The 16,824-nt window shown below is 69.6% G+C and carries 18 protein-coding genes and 1 pseudogene; 11 read left to right on the top strand and 8 right to left on the bottom strand.

The window, feature by feature from the left end; genetic code table 11:
• A pseudogene (locus ZRA01_RS13845) lies at window positions 1-219 on the bottom strand (hypothetical protein); the annotation flags it as partial.
• A gap of 125 nt (window positions 220-344) precedes the next feature.
• A complete protein-coding gene (locus ZRA01_RS13840) occupies window positions 345-758 on the bottom strand; it encodes a secondary thiamine-phosphate synthase enzyme YjbQ (RefSeq protein WP_141353188.1) in 414 nt (137 codons plus the stop codon).
• Between the two features lie 105 nt (window positions 759-863).
• On the opposite strand from ZRA01_RS13840, the gene ZRA01_RS13835 reads away from it, so the two are divergent.
• The 7 genes from ZRA01_RS13835 to ZRA01_RS13805 all read left to right on the top strand — a co-directional run bounded on the left by ZRA01_RS13835 (window position 864) and on the right by ZRA01_RS13805 (window position 9,481).
• Entirely contained in the window at window positions 864-1,934 is a 1,071-nt protein-coding gene (locus ZRA01_RS13835; protein ID WP_141353186.1) for a hypothetical protein, read from the top strand.
• Entirely contained in the window at window positions 1,927-2,349 is a 423-nt protein-coding gene (locus ZRA01_RS13830; RefSeq protein WP_141353184.1) for a hypothetical protein, read from the top strand. The genes ZRA01_RS13835 and ZRA01_RS13830 overlap by 8 nt, the downstream gene beginning before the upstream one ends.
• Window positions 2,350-2,359: 10 nt before the next feature.
• Entirely contained in the window at window positions 2,360-3,415 is a 1,056-nt protein-coding gene (locus ZRA01_RS13825; protein ID WP_141353182.1) for an AAA family ATPase, read from the top strand.
• Window positions 3,416-6,505: a formylglycine-generating enzyme family protein gene (locus ZRA01_RS20880; protein ID WP_218028727.1), complete on the top strand. Its 3,090-nt coding sequence runs from the start codon at window positions 3,416-3,418 to the stop codon at window positions 6,503-6,505.
• On the top strand, window positions 6,502-7,422 hold the full coding sequence (locus tag ZRA01_RS13815) for a formylglycine-generating enzyme family protein (protein ID WP_141353180.1): 921 nt from the start codon (window positions 6,502-6,504) through the stop codon (window positions 7,420-7,422). Before ZRA01_RS20880 ends, ZRA01_RS13815 begins: the two co-directional genes overlap by 4 nt.
• Window positions 7,423-7,575: 153 nt before the next feature.
• A complete protein-coding gene (locus ZRA01_RS13810; protein ID WP_141353178.1) occupies window positions 7,576-7,890 on the top strand; it encodes a nucleotidyltransferase family protein in 315 nt (104 codons plus the stop codon).
• 451 nt (window positions 7,891-8,341) lie between these two features.
• Window positions 8,342-9,481: a J domain-containing protein gene (locus tag ZRA01_RS13805; protein WP_141353176.1), complete on the top strand. Its 1,140-nt coding sequence runs from the start codon at window positions 8,342-8,344 to the stop codon at window positions 9,479-9,481.
• Between the two features lie 88 nt (window positions 9,482-9,569).
• Here ZRA01_RS13805 and ZRA01_RS13800 read toward each other — a convergent pair whose 3' ends face one another.
• Window positions 9,570-10,010, bottom strand: a complete 441-nt coding sequence (locus ZRA01_RS13800; RefSeq protein WP_141353174.1) for a DUF29 domain-containing protein — start codon at window positions 10,008-10,010, stop codon at window positions 9,570-9,572.
• Between the two features lie 231 nt (window positions 10,011-10,241).
• On the opposite strand from ZRA01_RS13800, the gene ZRA01_RS13795 reads away from it, so the two are divergent.
• Window positions 10,242-10,490 carry a type II toxin-antitoxin system Phd/YefM family antitoxin gene (locus tag ZRA01_RS13795; RefSeq protein ID WP_141353172.1) on the top strand — a complete coding sequence of 83 codons (249 nt, stop codon included), beginning with the start codon at window positions 10,242-10,244 and terminating at the stop codon, window positions 10,488-10,490.
• Window positions 10,487-10,873, top strand: a complete 387-nt coding sequence (locus ZRA01_RS13790) for a type II toxin-antitoxin system VapC family toxin (RefSeq protein WP_141353169.1) — start codon at window positions 10,487-10,489, stop codon at window positions 10,871-10,873. The genes ZRA01_RS13795 and ZRA01_RS13790 overlap by 4 nt, the downstream gene beginning before the upstream one ends.
• A 51-nt stretch (window positions 10,874-10,924) precedes the next feature.
• On the opposite strand, the gene ZRA01_RS13785 is transcribed toward ZRA01_RS13790, so the two are convergent.
• From ZRA01_RS13785 to ZRA01_RS13765, 5 genes are all read right to left on the bottom strand, one after another.
• The gene (locus ZRA01_RS13785) at window positions 10,925-11,815 is read right to left on the bottom strand and encodes a radical SAM protein (protein ID WP_141353167.1); all 891 of its coding nucleotides are present in this window, start codon (window positions 11,813-11,815) and stop codon (window positions 10,925-10,927) included.
• A gap of 7 nt (window positions 11,816-11,822) precedes the next feature.
• On the bottom strand, window positions 11,823-12,980 hold the full coding sequence (locus tag ZRA01_RS13780; RefSeq protein WP_141353165.1) for an MFS transporter: 1,158 nt from the start codon (window positions 12,978-12,980) through the stop codon (window positions 11,823-11,825).
• 224 nt (window positions 12,981-13,204) lie between these two features.
• Window positions 13,205-14,059 (bottom strand): archaetidylserine decarboxylase, encoded by an 855-nt coding sequence (gene asd, locus ZRA01_RS13775; RefSeq protein ID WP_141353163.1) that lies wholly within the window; start codon window positions 14,057-14,059, stop codon window positions 13,205-13,207.
• A gap of 50 nt (window positions 14,060-14,109) precedes the next feature.
• Window positions 14,110-14,313 carry a heavy-metal-associated domain-containing protein gene (locus tag ZRA01_RS13770; protein ID WP_141353161.1) on the bottom strand — a complete coding sequence of 68 codons (204 nt, stop codon included), beginning with the start codon at window positions 14,311-14,313 and terminating at the stop codon, window positions 14,110-14,112.
• Between the two features lie 15 nt (window positions 14,314-14,328).
• Window positions 14,329-14,778: a PACE efflux transporter gene (locus ZRA01_RS13765; protein WP_141353159.1), complete on the bottom strand. Its 450-nt coding sequence runs from the start codon at window positions 14,776-14,778 to the stop codon at window positions 14,329-14,331.
• A gap of 89 nt (window positions 14,779-14,867) precedes the next feature.
• On the opposite strand from ZRA01_RS13765, the gene ZRA01_RS13760 reads away from it, so the two are divergent.
• Both ZRA01_RS13760 and ZRA01_RS13755 read left to right on the top strand, forming a co-directional pair.
• Window positions 14,868-15,416: a DOMON-like domain-containing protein gene (locus ZRA01_RS13760; RefSeq protein ID WP_141353157.1), complete on the top strand. Its 549-nt coding sequence runs from the start codon at window positions 14,868-14,870 to the stop codon at window positions 15,414-15,416.
• On the top strand, window positions 15,413-16,621 hold the full coding sequence (locus ZRA01_RS13755; protein ID WP_141353155.1) for an exo-beta-N-acetylmuramidase NamZ family protein: 1,209 nt from the start codon (window positions 15,413-15,415) through the stop codon (window positions 16,619-16,621). Before ZRA01_RS13760 ends, ZRA01_RS13755 begins: the two co-directional genes overlap by 4 nt.
• Window positions 16,622-16,824: the final 203 nt, after the last annotated feature.

Below are 16,824 nucleotides of genomic sequence, written 5' to 3'. Positions count from 1 at the left end.
GGGCGCCGCGGGTGTCGCCGCCACGCCCGGGGCCGGCTTGGGCTGGGCTGCGGGAGGCGTTGCGGCAGAGGCGGTGACCGAGGCCGCCGCGGGCTTCACGGCCGCCGGGGGCGAGACGGGCTTGGGCGCCGCGACGGGCGCCTGGGCGAACAGGGCCGGCGCAGCCAGCGCCAGGCCAATGGCGACACCGAGGGTGCGCAGGGTGAATTCTTGTTTCATGGAACCGGGCTCCGGACAACGGCAGGGCCACCGGGGCAGCAGCACCGGCAGCGGACCCGGCGAGCATAGCATCCAGGCGGCCGGGCGGCTGTGACGGGCTTGGGGGCGGGGCGCTGCGGCGGGCCTCAGCCCATCACCGTCACCACCACCCGCCGGGCGTGGCTGGCTGTGCGGTGCTCCCACAGAAAGACCCCCTGCCAGGTGCCCAGCAGCAGGCGCCCGTCGCCCACCGGGATCGTCAGGCTGGCCCCCGACAGCACGCTGCGGGCGTGGGCCGCCATGTCGTCGTCGCCCTCCAGGTCGTGCCGGTAGGCCGGGTCACCGTCCGGCGCAAGGCGGGCGAAGAGCGTCTCCAGGTCCCGCCGCACGTCCGGGTCGGCGTTCTCGGTGATCAGCAGCGAGCAGCTGGTGTGCTGCACGAAGACATGGGCCAGCCCGCAGCGAACCCCCGAGGCGCGTACGGCAGCGGCCACGTCGGCGGTGATGTCGAGGGTGGCGCGGGGGCGGGTGGTGAAGGTGAGGTGGGTTTGGTGGGGCATGGCGGCGGTGCTCGGAATGGGTAGGCGATTATGCTGCGTGGGGCAGGGGCGTGAAATGCCTGGTGGAAGTGGGGTTACACTTTGGGCATTCAACGAGGGGGCGACATGGACGCAGGCGATCTTCCGGGCAGCGTGGCTGAGGGCGGCGGTGGGTCTGTGCTGCAGGCCATGCTGCGCGACTACCTTGTCGAGAACGAGGCGGTGCTGTTTCGGGATGGCGCCGCCTTGAGCGAAAGCCTTCCGATAGCAGGGTTGCCGGACCCGCTTACGATAGGGGCGGTGCTGGGGCTGACCCGCGAGAAAGATATCGACGTCTGTGCCGCGCATCTGGCGTGCATGGCGAGCGCTTTTGAGGACATGCCTGCCATATCGGGCACCTCGGATCAGGTAGTTGATAAGGTGCGCCAGGCATCGTTACGCCTGATGATGGCGCTTTCGGAGTGCTATGTGAGGGCCGTCGAGGCTGAGCGCCGGTACGTAGCCCTCCGGCATGAGCCCGTATGGCCGCAGGACGGACTACTTTCCTGTGTGCTTGCTGCCGCCCGGCTGGGGTTCGGCCTGAGCTTAAAGGCTGGCTCGCGTGACCCGCTGAATGTCGTCGACGCCAATCCTCCCGCGAGCGAATTCAACCGTCCTGGCGAAACCGGCTACGGGCTGGTTCATGCCGAAGCACTGGTTGCTCTGCGGCGCTTGAGTAGCACTGACGCGACTCCGACTCCGACTCCGGCGGCTGTGGGCCCGATTGGCGATGCCTACTTCAATGCCCGGCGTGGTCTTCTTCAAGCCAAGATCCGCAAAATGCTGGGGGTAGACCCGGTGCTGCGCGTCGAAGCTGAAAACGAGTACGAGAAAGACGATAAGCGCAAGGCTTTGCAAGACTATCTGGCGTCGTTTGCATTGCCTACGTTCTTCCGGGCGGGATGCGACGTTGAGATACCAGATTGGGCGGAGCGGGTGCTTGGGGAACTCTCAGAGGCTTTCAACGCGGCCTTCGCCGCATCAAGCAACCGGGAACAGGAGACCAAGAAGACCGGTGAGCAATACAAAGACGGGGTTGAGGGTGGCACCACATTGGTATTTAACGCGCCGGTGGGCAACGTCTCTACCGGTAACAACACCAAACAAGCCGGGGGTGACATGCACAATCAGGGAACAGGAGAGCAAGGAAATGGGTAATCAATACAAAAACGGGCTTGAGGGCCGGACTACGAACCTGCATTTTCACGCGCCAGTGGCCAACGTCTCCACGGGTGATCACGCCCAGCAGGCCGCCCGCGACATCATCAACCACGCTCCCGCCACCTGGCAGGCCGTCGGTGTCTCCTTCGAGGCCCTGCGCGCGGCCATCGTGGCGCTGCCCGATGCCACACCCCAGAAGAAGCAGCTGCTGGCCGACCTCGAGGATGTCCACGAGGTGGTGAAGACCGGGAAGCCCGACGACGGCCAGGCGAAGCTCGTCAAGCGCTGCCTCGACGGCCTCAAGCAGGGCGCCGAGGCGGTGGAGAACGGCAGCACCATCGTCGAAAAACTTGCCCCCGCGGCGATGGCTCTGGCCGCAGCCTGGCCGGGCATCGTGAGCTGGATCTCCTGAAAGCCACCCCATGACCTCCGCCCCTTCCCCGCAGCCCGCCCTGGCCCGCCTCGCCGAGCTTCGCGCCGGCCAGGTCTGCCGCCTGCCTGCCACCGACGCCTGCGCTGAAGCCTGGCACCAGTGGTCCCAGCCCGAGATCGACGCCCTGCGCCTCGCCTACGCCGCCGGCCGGCCCCTGCTGGTGCAGGGTGAGCCGGGCACCGGCAAGACCCAGCTGGCCCGCGCCGCCGCCGAGTGGCTCGGCTGGCGCCTGCACGCCGAGACCATCCACCCCCGCTTCGAGCCCCACGAGCTGCGTTACCGTTTCGACGCAGTGCGGCGCCTCGCCGATGCCCAGGCCGGCGCAAAGCGGCTCGACCGGCATCGCTACTGGCGGCCGGGTGTGTTGTGGCGGGCCTTCGGCTGGGAGTCGGCGCAGCCCTTCATGCCCGTCGCCGAACGCGGTCGCAAGCCCGCCGGCCACGTCGTGTTGATCGACGAGATCGACAAGGCCGACAGCGACCTGCCCAACAGCCTGCTCGACGTCCTCGCCCAGCGCAGCTTTCAGGTCGAGCCGGTTACCGAGCCCATCGGCGGGCCGGCGGTGCGGGCCCCGCTGATCATCATCACCACCAACGAAGAGCGCGATCTGCCCGCAGCCTTCCGGCGCCGCTGCATCGTCCTCAGCCTGGCGGCCGGCGACGATTACGCCGCCTGGCTGGTTGAGCGTGGCCAGGCCCACTTCGGCCGGCAGCTGCATGAAGCGGGCCGAGAGCTGGCGCTGATCGACGAAACCATCCTCCGCGCCGCCGCCGACCAGCTGGTCACCGACCGCCGGGCCGTCGAGAGCCTCAACCGCCCCAAGCCCGGCCTTGCCGAATATCTGGACCTGCTCTACGCCCTCGAGGCCCTCTTCGAGCACGAGACCGATGCCGCCGTGCGCACAGCGCAGCAGAAAGCCTGGCTCACCCGCCTGTCGGCTTACGGCTACCTCAAGCACCAGGTGAGCGACACCACCAGCCCGGCCCACCAGCCCAGCCAGGCCCGGCAGCGCATGGGCGCCACCGACGCGCCGCTGGTGGGCTGAATGGCCAGCCTGCCCCACTCCGGCCGGGCCGACCTGCTGCGCCTGCTTGCTGCCACCCATGGCACCCGTGCAAGCGAGGTGCCGTACGAAGAACTGCGCCGCCTTGCGGAAAGGCTGGAACTCCACCCCCAGCCCGGTGAGGTCGTGGCCGTGCATGTCGACGCCGTTCCCGATGAAGAGAGCGAGCCCCCCGACGAGCCGAAGCCTGCCTTCACGCCCGCCCCGGAGCCCGCCCGCCGCCCGCCGCTGCAGGCGCGCTTCTTTGTCGTGCTGCAGGCCAGCACCCCGCCCGCCCCGGCGCCTCGCCCCACGCCCGTCCATCAGCCTCTCACCGCCGCCGATTGCGAACCGCGGCGGCTCGGAGAGGCGCCCATCCTGCCCCTCGTGCCGCGCACCCGCCTGTGGCCGGCGCTGCGCCGCTCTCTCGCCCGGCCCGGGGCCGGCGGCCTCGACGTGCCGGCCCTGGTGCGCCGCCTCGCCCGCGCCGAGAACATCCGCCGCTTGCCCCGCCGCAGCCGCCCGGGCAGTGGCGGCGAAGTGTGGGTCGTCCTCGACCGGGCCCAGCGCCTGCTGCCTTACGACACCGACTTCGATCAGATCATTGGTGAGGTCACGCGCCTCTACGGCGCGGCCAGCCTGCACCTGTGGGTGGTCTGCGAATCCCCCGACGCGGTGCTGTGGACCCGCCGCGGCCGTGGGGTGGAGGAGGGCGTCCGCGGGCGCATCCCGGTGCCGCCGCCGGGCACGCCGGTGCTCATCCTCGGCGATCTGGGCCTGCTCTCCCCCAGCCGTGGGCAGGAGGCGGCCTGGGTGGGGTTCTGCCGCCGCCTGCGGGACGGCGGCGCCGACCCCGTCGCCTGGCTGCCCCTGTCGCCGCGCCTCGTCAGCCGCCAAGCCGCCCTCCACGCCCGCGTGCATTGCCTCGGCGGTGATCTGCACCCGCTGCGCCCGGCCCGCTGCGCCGAGGCGCCCCCGCTGCCCGCCGTGGCCCTCGACAGCCTCCTCACCCGCCTCGCCTGCTGCGTGCGCGTCGAGCCGGCGCTCCTGCGCAGTCTGCGCCTGATGCATCCCGACACCGCCGCCGAGCCCGGCCTCGAGGCCCTGGTGTGGGGCCACCCGAGCGCCGTCACCGCGGGCTACCGCTTCTGCGAGATCGCCCGGGCCCGCCAAGCCAATTACCGGGCGCGCTTCGCGGCGCTCGACGCCGCCGCCCAGGACGAGATCCTGCGCCGCATGCTCGCCACCCACGCTCACCGCGGCCGCGCCACCGAAACCGTCGAAGCCCTCATCTGGCGCGCCCACACCGGCCGCGACGCCCCACCGGGCGAGCCCGCCGAGCGCATGGCGGAGGCGGCCGCCTGGCTGCCCCGCGCGGCGGCCAGCGCCGGGGCGGGGCTGGGGGATGTGGCGGAATACGCGCGGGATCTGCTGTATCGGCAAGGGGGCGATACGGCGTTGTGCCGTGACAACTCGCCGGCCCTGGCGCGCCTGTGGCTGATGACGGGTCAAGAGTCCATCCCGCAGGGCCTGCGATCGGAAGACATCGATGCAGCCTGGATCGCGCAGCCTCGGCCGTTCTACTACCACCTCGCCCAGCGGGATGGGCGGCTGTTCATCGAGCAGGCCCCCGATCGCGGGCCACCGGACAGGGCGCTTCAGTTTGGTTCGAAATACCTCGACGCCAGGACCGGGGAGTGGCGCGAAGCTCCACAAGGGCGGCTCGCCGGGTCCGAAGTCCACATCGCGGGCCGTTTCGAGTGGTTCCGGGAGGACGGCACCGTCCGCGACTGGCTGGAGGCGCCGGGAGATGATGGGGTGCGGGAGCTGCGCCTCGGCGATGCCCCGGCCGGCGCGGTCTTCACGCTGCGGGCGGGTGATCAGATCTTGCAGCTTGGCCTGCTGCCCCGCCCCTCGTGGGCGCGGGAATGGGGTTTCGATGCCGAAGGCTTGTACGCCCAGGCGCCGTCACCGCTGGGTGGTGAAGTGCGGCTGCACGCCACGCCATGGGTGTCGGAGGCGTGGCAGGGCAGCTGGCCACCCGGGCCGCGGGCGTTTCAGGCTTTGCCGAAGCTGATTGGGCAAGAAGGTATGCGACTCGGCGCCGATCTTCAATACGGCCTCTATCTCGACGTGCCGTTCGGCAACGCCACCCAGCGTTTCCGCTGGATCGAGCCGGGCGAGTTCTTGATGGGTTCGCCGGAGGGTGAGCCGGAGCGGGATGGCGACGAAGGCCCGCAGCACGTGGTTCGGCTGACGGAGGGCTACTGGCTGGCGGAGACGGCGTGCTCGCAGGCGGTGTGGGAGACGGTGATGGGGAATAACCCGAGCCGCTTCAAGGATGACCCGCAGAACCCGGTGGAGAACGTGAGCTGGGATGATGTGGCGGGTGAGGGGGGATTCCTGCGCCGGCTGGAGAAGCTGCTGCCCGGGGTGGAGGCAAGCCTGCCGACGGAGGCGGAATGGGAATACGCCTGTCGGGCGGGTACGAAGGATGCGTTCAACTGGGGCAGTGCTACGCTGCTCCTCGAGCAGGCCAACTACGACGCCTCCACCGCCTACAACGGTGGTCTGACCGGCGAATATCGCCAGAAGACGGTACCGGTGAAATCCTTCACCCCGAACGCCTGGGGCCTTTATCAGATGCACGGCAACGTATGGGAGTGGTGCGCGGATGGGGCTCGAGCTTATGACGGTACGCCGCAGGTGAATCCACGGGGCGAGACGGGCGATGAGGAGGACTCCTCGCGCGTCTTCCGCGGCGGGTCGTGGTTCAGCGCCCCGGACTTTTTGCGCGCTGCCTGCCGCATCCCGTGGTCTCGGGACTGGCGCGACGACGACGAGGGCTTTCGTTTCCTACTGAGGTCCGCGAGCCCCGGCGCGGAGCATCCGCCGGTGGCGCTGGCGGCCCCGAAGGTGGATGGGGTGAGTAAAGGTTTACTCAGCCGCGATCCGCGATCGAGCTACGTTGACTATGTCTTGAACGTCATCACAGGTAGTGAAGACAGTAAAGGGCCTGTCCAGTGGTCAGAACTTCGGACAAAGATTCCCGTGGCGAAGCGGCCTAAATCCAAGCGTAAAGGTAGGAAATGAGCCAAGCCGCTACCCAGCTCTGCCGTGCCGATCTTTCCTACCCCCCCGAAGCCCAGCGCTGGCCGTCGGCCTTTCCGCCGGCCGGCGCGTCGGCGTGGGGGGATGACCAGTACGGCCTGTGGATCGAGGTGGTGATCGGCGGGCCGGTGCAGCGTTTCCGCTGGATCGAGCCGGGCGAGTTCTTGATGGGTTCGCCGGAGGGTGAGCCGGAGCGGTCGGGCGACGAAGGCCCGCAGCACGTGGTTCGCTTGACGGAGGGCTTTTGGCTGGCGGAGACGGCGTGTTCGCTGGCGGTGTGGGAAGCGGTGGTGGGGGACAACCTGAGCGATTTCAAGGACGACCCGCACAACCCCGTAGAGAACGTGAGCTGGGACGACGTGGCGGGCGAGGGCGGCTTCCTGCGCCGCCTGGAGAGGCTTCTGCCCGGGCTGGCGGCAAGCCTGCCGACCGAGGCGGAATGGGAATACGCCTGCCGTGCGGGCACGGAGACGGCCTTCAACTGGGGCAGCGACACGATCACCCCCGAGCAGGCCAACTACAACGCCTCCGTCGCCTACAACGGCGGCCCGACCGGCGAATATCGCCAGAAGACGATGCCGGTGAAATCCTTCACCCCGAACGCCTGGGGCCTGTACCAGATGCACGGCAACGTGTGGGAATGGTGCGCGGACGGGCCTCGGTCCTACGACGGCAGTCCACGAGAGAATCCGCGGGGCGAGACGGGTGACGGTAAAGATGCCCCGCGCGTCGTGCGCGGCGGGTCGTGGATCGGCGGCCCGCACGGGCTGCGCGCTGCCTGCCGCCGCACCGGGCGCCGGGTCAGGCGCGACCACGACCAGGGCTTTCGTCTCCTCCTGAGGTCCACAAGCCCTGGCGCGGAGCGCCCGCCGGAGGCGGCGGGCACGCGGGACGCGTGACCGGGGTTTCGGCCCCGGAGGGGCCCGCCCTGCAGCGCCGGGACGGGGCTGCAGGGCGACGCTGGCGGGGCGGGCACGTCACACCCCCCACCTCTTGCCCGATCCCCGCGCGCCGGGGAGAATGAAGCCGAGCCCCATCCTTCCCCCGCCACCATGCATCCCGTCATCGAAGCCCATCGTGCCCAACTCCTCGCCCTGGCGCGCCGCCATGGCATGCGCTCGATCAAGGTGTTCGGCTCGATGGCGCGGGGCGATGCGGGGCCCGACAGCGATGTGGATCTGCTCGTCGAGCCGGAGCCCGGCCAGTCCGAGCCTGTCAGAATGTTGGCGCTCGGGGCCTTGCTGATGGACGCCGAGGCGCTCCTTGGCCGCCATGTGGATGTGGTGACGGTGGCGTCGCTGCATCCGCTGCTCCGCGGCCGGGTGCTCAGCGAGGCAAGGGCCCTGGGTGTTATTGCCCCCTCGTAGCTCGATCAACAGCCCGCTTGTTCAAGCCAGGCCGCCTCGACATCGTGGCAACAGGCGACAACATCGTGAAAACAGACCTGTTTTGTTTAGCACGATAGCTGTTGCCCTTATGCGCAGCCCTGTTTTCACGGTAAACAGCTATGAATATCGATGTAGCAGGCCTGTTTTGTTTATCACCATAGCTCTTTCCCTTATGTGCAGCGCTGTTTTCATGGGAAACAGCTATGAATATCGATGAAGCAGCCGACAACATAAAGACAAGAGGCCTCCACATCGAAGTAACAGGCGTCAACATCGAGGCAACAGCGCACTGCAGCGCGCAAGCACCGCGCGCGTGAGGCCGTAGCGCACCCGCGCTAAAATACGCCGCCGATTCCCAAGGGCCTTCCAGCCACTGCACCGCCCCGCGGTGGTCTGGCCCCATCCGACTCTTGCCTCTTATCTCATCGCGATGACTCTCCCTCTTTTCTCCGACGATCCCGCGCCGGCCATCACCGGCCTGGTGCTTACCTCCACCGAGGCGCCCCTCAGCAAGGAGCAGAAGGCCTTCAACAACCTGGTCGCCAAGCTCGACAAGGCGCGCAGGAAGCTGGCCGGGTGGCGCGAGACGCTGGTGGTGTTCCAGCGCCGCTGCGCGGGCGAGCTGTTGCCCCGCGAGACGCGCCTGGCCGAGGTGCAGGCCGGGCTGGCCCGCGCGCTGCACGCGGCCCACGGCCAGAAGGGGGTGACCGCGGCCGAGCGGCGCAAGCTGTCGATGCTGATCGTCGAGCTGGCCGCCGGGGTGCTGCAGGCCCGCGACGACGCCGAGATGAAGGCCCTCTACAACGAGCACGGCGGCACCGACTACGACGCGGAGACCGAGGCCGCCGACGCCGAGCTGAAGGCGATGCTGGCGGGCATCTTCGGGGTCGAGCTGGGGGGCGACGTGGACATGCGCTCGCCCGAGGCCGTGGCGGCCGAGCTGGAAGCCCAGATGCGCGCCCGGGCCGAGGCGGCGGGCGAGGACGACGACGGTGCGCCCGCCAGCGCGCCGCCCCGGCGCCCGTCGGCCCGCCAGCAGGCCCGCGAGGCGCGCCAGGCCGCCGAAGAAAAGGCCATGAGCCAGACGGTGCGCGATGTGTACCGCAAGCTGGCCAGCGCGCTGCACCCCGACCGCGAGCCCGACCCGGCCGAGCGGCAGCGCAAGACGGCGCTGATGCAGCGGGTGAACGAGGCCTACCAGGCCAACAACCTGCTGCGCCTCCTGGAGCTGCAGATCGAGATCGAACAGATCGACAGCGCCCACCTGGCCGGGCTGGCGCCCGAGCGGCTGAAGCGCTATCAGCAGATCCTGCGCGCCCAGCTGCAGGATCTGGAAGTGGAGATCAACGGCATCGAGTACGACCTGCGCCAGCAGCTCAACCTGCGCGGGCGGATCACACCCAAGGCGCTCCTGCAGCATGTGGATGCCGACGTGGCCGCGCTGGACGGCGAGATCCGCCGCCTGGATGGCGAGCTGGCGCTCAGCGCCGACCTCAAGGCCCTGAAGGCCTGGCTGAAAAGCATCCGCCCCGCCCGCCGGCAGGAGGCGTGGGGCGGGTTTCCGTTCTGAGCGTCCCCCAGGGCCGGGCTCCGCCCAGCCCGCACCCCGTCGGGGTTCAAGGAAACTCGGGGCGGCCCTGCGTTTCGGTGGGCGTGGCTTACCGCGAAGCCGCCGGAAGCCAGCTTGCGGCCAGCACTTCGTCCGCTACTGCCCACGGGCATTCTTCCGGAAAGCAGTCCAGCCCCGTCTCGGCGACGGCCTGGGCCACGGCCCGCGCCCACACCATGTCGAGCCAGCGGGCTTCCTGGAGCTTGGGTGCGAGGCTCGGTGATTCGTCGAGGGCGTAGGCGATCTCCTTGCGCTGGGCCTTGATGGTCTTCTCCCAGCTCGCGCCCCGGCGTTCGGGCTGATATTGCCACTTGAGCAGGTGCGCCAGCAGGACGGCCATACGGCTCGCGAGTTCGCGTTGTTCGCTCTTGCCCACGTCTTCGATCTCCCCGGCGATGTGTTCAATGTCGAGCATCTCGAAGCGCCCGGCACGCAACAGCCGAGCCTGCTCCTGGGCCCAGGCGTTGATGTCTTTGTCGTAAGCGTTCACGGCCGCGCTCCTTGTTTCAAGCTAGGTTTAACCTCTTAAGAATAGCATCGCTGACAGGGCTGGCAGCGGGCTGTGCGGCGCGCTCGCTACAAGCCCCCCGCGCTCGCGCAGCCCACGGGAGGCGTGGGGCGGGTTTGCGTTCTGAGCCTTGTTGAGCGTAGCCCGGGGGGCTATCCTGAACCTGGCTAGAGTGAACCAGCCCGAGCGGCTGCAGATCAACGAGGGCATCAGATGCAAACCGTGAATATGCTTCAGGCCAAGTCGAGCCTGTCCCGTCTCGTCGAGGCCCTGGAGGCGGGGGAAGAGCGTGAGATCATCATCGCCCGCAACGGAAAGCCCGCGGCCCGCCTCGTCCCCTTCAATGTTACCCAGGCCGCGGTGCGTATCGGGGTGGCGAAGGGCGCGTTTGAAGTGCCCGACGACATCGACGGGTGCAATGCCGAGGTGGCGGCGCTCCTTGCCGGTGGCGGGGCGCGATGAATCTGTTGCTCGACACCCATGTGGCGCTGTGGGCGATCACCGACAGCCCGCGCCTCTCGGGCCGGGCACGCGATCTGATTCTGGCGCCGCGCAGCACCGTCTGGATCAGCGCGGCGACGGTCTGGGAGATTTCCATCAAGCACGGCCTCGGGCGTGGGGATATGCCTGTTTCGGGGGAGGAGGCCTTGGGCTACTTCCGTCAGGCCGGCTATCGCCTGCTGCCCATCGAGCCTGAGCATGCGGCAGCCGTCGAGGGCTTGCCCACCCATCACGCCGACCCCTTCGACCGGCTGCTCGTGGCGCAGGCCCTCGTGGAGCCGCTGCGCCTGCTGACCCACGACGCCACGGTGGCGCGCTACAGCGACACGATCGTGCTGGTGTGAACTGGGTTGAAGGGCGCGCGCCGCCCTGGTTTGCTCAATCCTTCCGCTGTCTCACAGCCCTCGCGCCCACTCCGGCCGCAGCGGCGCCGCCTCGGGTGTGGCGATGGCCTGGCGCACCTGTTCCAGCAGCCGCGCCTTGTCGGCGCCGAGGGTGCCCTTAAGCACCAGGATGTTGCTGGCGTGGTCCGATCTGAACACGCTGCGGTTCAGCTCCAGCTGCGACAGGAAGCGCTCCATCTCGACGAACAGCCCGTGCTGATCGAGGGGCTCCCAGCCTGGGAAGCCGGCGCGGAAGCGCGCCTCGCCGTTGGGGAAGCTGACCACCAGCGTCGAAAGGTATTCGGGCTGGGTGGCGTTGGCGAGGCGGGCGGAGTTGTCGGCGTGCTGGGCGCTGAGCTGCTGGCCGCCGAGGCCGTTGAGGATCATCACCGAGCGGGTGATGCCGGCCGCGCCGAGCTTGTCGAGGGCGTCGCGGGTGGTGTCGAAGGTTTCGCCCTTGCTAACCCGGGCGAGCACCTCGTCGTCGCCTGATTCGGCGCCCAGGTAGGCCATGCTGAGGCCGGCCGCGCGCAGCTCGGTGAGCTCGGCGACGCTCTTCTTCTTGAGGTTGCGGGCCAAGCAGTAGCTGGAGACGCGATGCACCGCCGGCAGGTGCCGGCGGATCGCCTCGAGGATGGTGAGGAGGCGCCGGGTGGGCAGCACCAGGGCGTCGCCGTCGGCCAGGAAGACGCGGCGGATCTGGCTGCCGTAGCGCTCGCCGGTGCGGCGCAGGCTGTCCAGCACTTCGTCTTCGCTGCGGGCGCGGAAGGCTTTCTGCGGGGCCTGGTACATCTCGCAGAAAGTGCACTCATTCCACGAGCAGCCGTCGGTGACGGGCAGGATCAGCGATTGCGCCTCGGAGGGCGGGCGGTAGACGGGTTCGACGTAGCGGATCGGGATCATGGTCGTTTCAATTGATCTTGGCGCCGGGCTTCCACAGCGGCCACAGGGCGGCGAGGCCGAGCAGCGGGCCGGGCAGCAGCAGCCAGGCGACCTGTTCGTGCAGCGTGGGCCACAGGCGGGTGACGAGGGCGATGGAGGCCATCGTGATGGCGAAGCCGATGGCGTTCTGGAAGGCCAGCGCGCTGCCGACGATCTCCGGCGGGCAGGCCTTGGCCGACATCGCCGAGAAGTGTGGCGAGTCGGCCACCACGCTGGCGCCCCACACCAGCATCAGCGCGCCGAGCAGCCATTTGGCGCCGCCGGCCAGCAGCGGGTAGGCCGCGCAGCAGGCGGCCGAGGTGAGCAGCGCGATGGCCGCCACGCGGGCGCTGCCGATGCGCCGGCTGAGGTAGCCGCCGGCCACGCAGCCCACGGCGCCGATGCCGATGACCGCAAAGGCCGGCCCCGACACTTTACCGCCACCCGCCTGGCCGACCAGCAGCGGCACGAGCGTCCAGAAGGCATACAGCTCCCACTGGTGGCCGAAGTAGCCGAAGGCCGAGGCGCGGAAGCGCGGGTCGGCGAAGGCCATGATGACGCGCCCGAGGCGCAGCGGTGGCGCGCCGGCCTTGCGCTTGAGGTGGGGCCCGTCGCCGAGCCGGGCGATGAGCGCGGCGGCCAGCAACGCCAGCCCCGACGACACCAGCACCGTGGCCTGCCAGCCCCAGCCGGTGTCGAGGTAGCGCACCCCGTGGGGCAGCGCGGTGCCGAGGGTGAGCATGCCGACCAGCCAGGCCAGCGCCGCGCCGGCCTGCTCGGGCACCCAGCTGACGACCAGCTTCATGCCCAGCGGGTACACCCCGGCGAGGGCCAGCCCGACCATGAAGCGCAGCGGCAGGGCGCTGTCCATGCCACCGGCGAGGAGCGCGAAGGCGGCGTTGGCGGCGGCGCCCAGCAGCGCGCAGACGGCAAAGATGCGGCTGGCCGCAAAGCGGTCGGCGAGGCCGGTGAGGGAGAAACCCAGGGTGCCGAGGATGAAGCCCAGCTGCACCGCGTTGGTGAGCCGCCCCAGGTCGGCCGGCTGCAGACCCCAGGCGGCCATCAGGTCGCCGCCGGCGGCGTTGGCCGAAAACCACAGCGAGGTGCCGAAGAGCTGGGCGATGACGATCAACGGCAGCGGGCGCATGGGGCCTCCGGGCGTGGGTTTCGGTGGGGCGGGTTGTGGCGGCCTGTAGGCCTGTTGTAGGGGCGACTTCAGTCGCCCGCGATGGTAGATCACGGATCTACCGGACTGAACCGGCCGAGGGCGAGTGAGCACCCCCAGGGCCGCGCTGCCCAGCCCGCCCACCTGTGGGGGGCAAGTAAACTTGGTGCGGCCCTGCGTTGCCTTGCGAGCCGGCCAGCGCAGTTTTACCCCGGCATCACCCGGCTCCCCATCGCCTCGCCCATGCGGATCGGGCGCGTTGGCGCCCAGGCGTCGGTGAAGCGCAGGCGCCGTTTGGGGAAGAGCATCACCACCGTGGAGCCGAGCAGGAAGCGGCCCATCTCGTCGCCCTTCTTGAGCACGACCTCGCCGGGGGCGTAGTCCCATTCCTTGATGGTGCCTGGCCGCGGCGGGTTGACCTGGCCGTGCCACACGGTGGCCATGCTGCCGACGATGGTGGCGCCCACCAGGGTGAGCACGAAGGGGCCGGCGTCGTTCTCGAAGACGCAAACCACGCGCTCGTTGCGGGCGAACAGGCCGGGCACGCCGCGGGCAGTGGTGGGGTTCACCGAGAAGAGGTCGCCGGGGATGTAGATCATCCGCGTCAGGCGGCCGTCGCAGGGCATGTGGATGCGGTGGTAGTCCCGCGGGCTGAGGTAGAGGGTGGCGAACTCGCCGTCCTGGAACTGGATTGCCAGGTCGCGGTCGCCGCCCACCAGGGCGTGGGTGGAGTAGCTGTGGCCCTTGGCCTGGAAGATCTGGTCGCGCTCGATGCGGCCGAACTGGCTGATCGCGCCGTCGACGGGGCAGATGTAGTCGGCGTCGGCCAGCGGGCGGGCGCCGGGCTTGAGCGGGCGGGTGAAGAATTCGTTGAAGCTGGGGTAGCTGGCGATGTCGGGGTTGGCGGCCTCGGCCATGTTCACGCCGTAGCGCCCGACGAACCAGCGGATCACCCGCGTCGTGAGCCCGCCGGCCCGGGCGCTGGCCAGCTTGCCGGCCAGCACGGTGAGCGCCTGCTTGGGGATGAGGTATTGGGCGGTGACTTTGAGGCGGTCGGACACGGGGAATCCTGGCAGGGAGGGCACGAAGCCCGGATTATAGCCGCGTGCCCCTACTTGGTCGGAAAGCCGGCGCCCTCGATGGCGGCGCGGATGTCGCCCTCCGAGACCATAGGGGTGTGCTCGATGGTGGCTTCGCCGGTGGTCATCGAGACATCCACGTAGCCGATGCAGGGCAGGTCCTGGATGGCGTTCATGACGGTGCGCAGGCAGTCGTCGGACTGCATGCCGGTGATGACGAGGGTGGTGGTGGGCATGGGAGGCTCCGGGGTTCAGGGTTGGGTGGGGGCGGTGATGGGAAACAGCCGGTCGTAGGCGATGTTGAACACGAAGGCGTAGGCCACGTAGGCGGCGGCGAGGCCCAGGTCGGCGATGAGGGCCGGCCACCAGCCGAGGCCGGTCCACAGCACGATCACCGGCAGCGTGAGCAGCAGCAGGCCTCCCTCGAACAGCACGGCCTGCAGGGCCCGCACCGGCACCGGGCGGCGGTCGGCCGGGCGCCCGGTGAGGCGGCCCTCGGCCCAGTCGAAGGCGGTGTTGAAGAGCCCGTTCCAGATGGAGGCGATCAGCGCCAGGATCGCCAGCAGGCCAAGGGAGGGCAGGGCCGGCTGGCCGCTCAGCCACACGAAGGGCGGGGTGATCAGCAGCAGGCCGCCGACTTCGAACAGGGCGATCTGGCGCAGGCGGTCGGGCAGGCTGCGCAGGCGGGGTGCGGTGGACATGGAGCAGGAGTTTAACGCGTTGCACAAAGCCCGCTAAACTGCGGGCCTGTCTGATTTTGTACCGCCCGCGCCCGACGCGCCGCTGCCCGATGCCCGCCTCTGCCGATCTGCCCCTGCTTTGCCACCCCGATTCGCCGGAGCCCGCGGTGCGCGCCCTCGCGGTCGGTGCCCGGGTGCTGCCGGATGGCGGGCTGGCGCTGGTCTGGCGCCTGGCCGGTGACCTCGCCGCACTGCGCATCCCCAGCGCCGCCACCGCCCTGCCGCCGGAGCGCCTGTGGGCGCACACCTGCTTCGAGGCCTTCGTCGGCACGCCGGATGGCGCTGCCTACCGTGAGTTCAACTTCTCGCCCAACGGGCAGTGGATGCGCTTCGATTTCTCCGGTTACCGTGAGCGGGTCGAATCGCCCGTGCTGCCGGCGCCGCAGATCACCCTGCATTGCGCCGGCGACGTGCTGGAGCTGGCCGTGCGGCTCGGCGCCGAACAGCTGCCGCCCGGCGAGCTGTGCGTCGGCCTCACCGCGGTGGTCGAGTCGGCGGGCGGCCGTCATTCCTACTGGTCCCTGCGCCACCCCGCCGGCCAGCCCGATTTTCACCACCGCGAGGGCTTCGCCCTTGCCTTGAGAGTGCCCACCCCATGATCCGATTCGGTCTCGACCGTCTGCTCGCCGACCCCGAACTGCGCCGCCCGCTGGCCGGCAAGCGGGTCGCCCTCCTGGCTCACCCGGCCTCGGTCACCCGCGACCTGACCCATTCCCTCGACGCCCTGATCGCGCTGCCCGACCTCCACGTCACCGCGGCCTTCGGGCCCCAGCACGGCCTGCGCGGCGACAAGCAGGACAACATGGTCGAGTCGCCCGATTTCTTCGACCCCCAGCACGGCATCCCGGTGTTCAGCCTGTACGGCGAGGTGCGCCGCCCCACCGCGACGATGATGGACCGCTTCGACGTGCTGCTGGTTGACCTGCAGGACCTGGGCTGCCGCATCTACACCTTCATCACCACGCTGCGCTACGTGCTCGAGGCCGCCGCCAAGCACAAGAAGGCCGTGTGGGTGCTCGACCGCCCCAACCCCGCCGGCCGGCCCGTGGAGGGCACCCTGCTGCAGCCGGGCTGGGAGAGCTTCGTCGGTGCCGGCCCGCTGCCGATGCGCCACGGCCTGACGATGGGCGAGCTCGCGCGCTGGTTCATCGCCACCCTCAAGCTCGACGTGGACTGCCAGGTGATCACGATGGAGGGCTGGGCGCCCGACGCGGCGCCCGGCTACGGCTGGCCGATCGACGAGCGCAGCTGGGTGAACCCCAGCCCCAACGCCCCCAACCTGTCGATGGCCCGGGCCTACGCCGGCACGGTGATGCTGGAGGGCACGACCCTGTCGGAGGGCCGCGGCACCACTCGGCCGCTGGAGCTCTTCGGCGCCCCCGACATCGACGCCCGCAAGGTGATCGCCGAGATGCAGGCCTTCGCGCCCAAGTGGCTGGCCGGCTGCCGGCTGCGCGAGTGCTGGTTCGAGCCCACCTTTCACAAGCACGCCGGCAAGCTGTGCAACGGCGTGCAGATCCACGTCGAAGACCCCACCCAGTACAACCATGCCGCCTTCCGGCCGTGGCGCCTGCAGGCCCTGGCCTTCAAGGCGATCCGCCGGCTCAACCGCAACTACCTGTTGTGGCGGGATTTCCCCTACGAATACGAGCGCGACCGCCTCGCCATAGACCTCATCAACGGCTCCGAGATCCTGCGCGAGTGGGTGGATGACAACACCTCCCGCCCCGGCGACCTCGACGCCCTGGCCCAGGCGGACGAGCGGGAGTGGGAGGAGACCCGGCGGCCCTTCCTGTTGTATTGATCGGCAGGCTGCCGTTGCCGGGACAGGGCGGCGCAACGAGGAGACCGCCTGTTGCCTGTGGAGGCTTTGAACGCCGGCTGCTGCTGTCGCGGTGCCGTTGTGAGTGCGGCTGAAGCCGTACCTGCAGGAGCCTTGTCGGACGAGGGCGTTTCGATGGCAGCGATGGCGAGGCAACAAAAAAGGGCGCGTGACGGCGCCCTTTT

Origin of the sequence: Zoogloea ramigera (assembly GCF_006539865.1) — a bacterium.
Classification (GTDB): domain Bacteria; phylum Pseudomonadota; class Gammaproteobacteria; order Burkholderiales; family Rhodocyclaceae; genus Zoogloea; species Zoogloea ramigera.
The sequence above is the reverse complement of the archived record's forward strand: the minus strand, read 5'-3'. Positions and strand labels throughout refer to the sequence as shown.